At 69.2% G+C, this 2253-nt stretch carries 3 protein-coding genes; 1 reads left to right on the top strand and 2 read right to left on the bottom strand.

Annotated elements, in window-relative coordinates; all coding sequences use genetic code 11:
• The first annotated feature begins 253 nt into the window (after nucleotides 1–253).
• The gene (locus GUY60_RS36970; protein ID WP_161705882.1) at nucleotides 254–484 is read left to right on the top strand and encodes a hypothetical protein; all 231 of its coding nucleotides are present in this window, start codon (nucleotides 254–256) and stop codon (nucleotides 482–484) included.
• A gap of 115 nt (nucleotides 485–599) precedes the next feature.
• Here GUY60_RS36970 and GUY60_RS36965 read toward each other — a convergent pair whose 3' ends face one another.
• Together GUY60_RS36965 and GUY60_RS36960 are read right to left on the bottom strand one after the other, a co-directional pair.
• A complete protein-coding gene (locus tag GUY60_RS36965; RefSeq protein WP_161705881.1) occupies nucleotides 600–986 on the bottom strand; it encodes a hypothetical protein in 387 nt (128 codons plus the stop codon).
• A 39-nt stretch (nucleotides 987–1025) separates the two neighbouring features.
• The gene (locus tag GUY60_RS36960; protein ID WP_161705880.1) at nucleotides 1026–2240 is read right to left on the bottom strand and encodes an RNA-guided endonuclease InsQ/TnpB family protein; all 1215 of its coding nucleotides are present in this window, start codon (nucleotides 2238–2240) and stop codon (nucleotides 1026–1028) included.
• Between the last annotated feature and the right edge of the window lie 13 nt (nucleotides 2241–2253).

Raw genomic sequence — 2253 nt, 5'->3', positions numbered from 1 at the left:
GGGTGCGGCTGCGCGACATGGGGGTCTCCTCGGTCGGCGTGGGGGGAGCCGTCGGGAGGAATCCTGGCGAGACCGCATGTCCACGTCAATAGTCCGGGAGGAATTCTGTTAGGAAACTTTACTACCACTCAAGAGGTCCGGGAAGGTCGGGAGTTGAGTCGGCCCCACGCGCCGCTCCGGCGCCCGCGTTCCGGCCGTTGTCAGTGGCACGCGCAAGACTGGTGGGTCCGATGCCTTGAGGAGGAGACGGACGATGACGGACCTTGAACTGGCGGCAGTCCAGGCGTACGTGAGGCTCACGAAGGGCGTGCGCGCCGCCCTCGACGACACCGCGCACCCGGACGGCGCCCCACGCCTGCTCCACGAGCCCCTGGCCGAGACGGACCACGCCCTCGCGGCAGCGGGCCTCGTCGGCAACGAACGGCGCCTGTTCCAACTCGTCGCGGAGTTGGCAGTGGAGCAGGGGGTACGGCAGGGAGCTTAGGGAGTGTCTCCCTAGCGCGCGGGGCCGCGCGGGCGACGGGCCGGGGCCTCACGAAGGCCCCGGCGTCCACCGCGTGAGCGCGGGCGCGGGGCGGGGTGAGCGGTCGCGGTGACCGCTACCAGACGGCGAAGCGGAACGGCACCGAGAGGCGCGCGGCAAGCGCGGTGCCGCACCGTTCGGCGACCACGGCGGACGGGTGCGACGCGCCTGCCGCACCGGGGGTGGCCTCCGCGCCGAGGTGCCGTGTCGCCAAGTGCCGGTACACCGTGGCCAGTCGATGTTCCCCGGCCGGATCGGCGGTACGCACCAGCAGGTCCACGAACCAGTCATGCACGGTGTCGCCGTCCCACTCCGCGACGACCTCGACGACCCGACCGGGACAGTCGGCGGCACGCGCGGCCAACGAGTCCACGTCGAGAGGACTTTCGGGGGTACGGGCGACACGCGCGCCGAGTTGGCGAAAGCGCTCAGCCACGAGGAGTTGAGCCTCGTGAAGCCCCATGCCGTGACTCCTCCCCCTCCTGAAGGAGAGGGCTTCTCGCTACGCCGGGTTGGCGTCGCGACGGACCAGCCCGGCCCGTAGAACGTTGAGTGCGCCCACCGTGTCCGCGTGCGCGGTATGACCGCACGAGACGCAGTGGAACTTCTCCTGTGTGGGCCGGTTCTCCGCGCTGACGTGCCCGCATTCGGGGCAGGTCCGGGAGGTGTTGCGAGGGTCCACAGCGATCACTTCCCGTCCGGCGCTCTCAGCCTTGGCGTACAGGATCGTCAGGAACACCCCCCAACCGGCATCATTGATCGACCTATTGAGCCCGGCCTTCGCGGCGGCCCCGTTGGGCAGAAAGGTGCCAGGCTGTTCGGGGTCCGGCTTCGGCGCGGGAGCCTTGCTCATGTTGCGGATCTTGAGGTCCTCGTGCGCGATGAAATCGTGCGTACGGACCAGATCAAGGGCGGTCTTGTGCGCGTGGTCGAGCCGCTGGCGACGCACCGTGCGATGCAGATCGGCAACCCTGACGACGGCACGCTGATGATTGGCTGTTCGCTTGTCCCGGCGCACACGGGGGAAGCGGGACAGCGCCTGCTGCGCGGCTTCGAGCTTCGCGGCGGCCTTCCGGCCGTGGCGCGGGCTGGGCACGTGCTCACCGTCGGAGGTGGTGAGGAACGACGCTATGCCCAGGTCGATGCCGACCACGCTGCCCGTCGCGGGCAGCGGCTCGGGCCGCTCCTGCTCAGCCGTCAGGACCACGTACCAGCGCTTGCCCTCACGCTTGACCGAGACAGTCTTGACCCTGCCGACAACCGGCCGGTGCTGGTTGACCTTGACGTGTCCGACCCCTTGGAGACGGACGCGGGTGACGGGGTCGTGCGGGGTCGAGTCCCAGCGGCAGCCGTCACCGTTCTTGGGGAAGTCCACCGTGTCGAACCAGTTCACGCCCCGGAAGCGCGGATAACCCGGCGCCTGACCGGACTTGACCCGCCGGAAGAACGCCTGAAACGCCTTGTCGAGACGGCGAAGCGTGGCCTGCTGGGACGAGAACGACCAACGGCCCTGACGTTCCGGGTCGAACGCCCGGATCTCCTTGAGCTGCGCGGACTGCTGCCCGTACTTCACGCTCGTCCTAGAGGCGTGCCGGTAAGCGTCACGGCGTTCCTGCAAAGCACCGTTATAGAGCGAGCAGTGATCGGCCAACATCGCGCCCAACGCGGCGGCCTGGCCCACGGTGGGCCGCATGAGGAACTTGTACGCACGCATCACCCGACCCACCCCC

The organism is Streptomyces boluensis (assembly GCF_009908195.1).
Classification (GTDB): domain Bacteria; phylum Actinomycetota; class Actinomycetes; order Streptomycetales; family Streptomycetaceae; genus Streptomyces; species Streptomyces boluensis.
The sequence above is the reverse complement of the archived record's forward strand: the minus strand, read 5'-3'. Positions and strand labels throughout refer to the sequence as shown.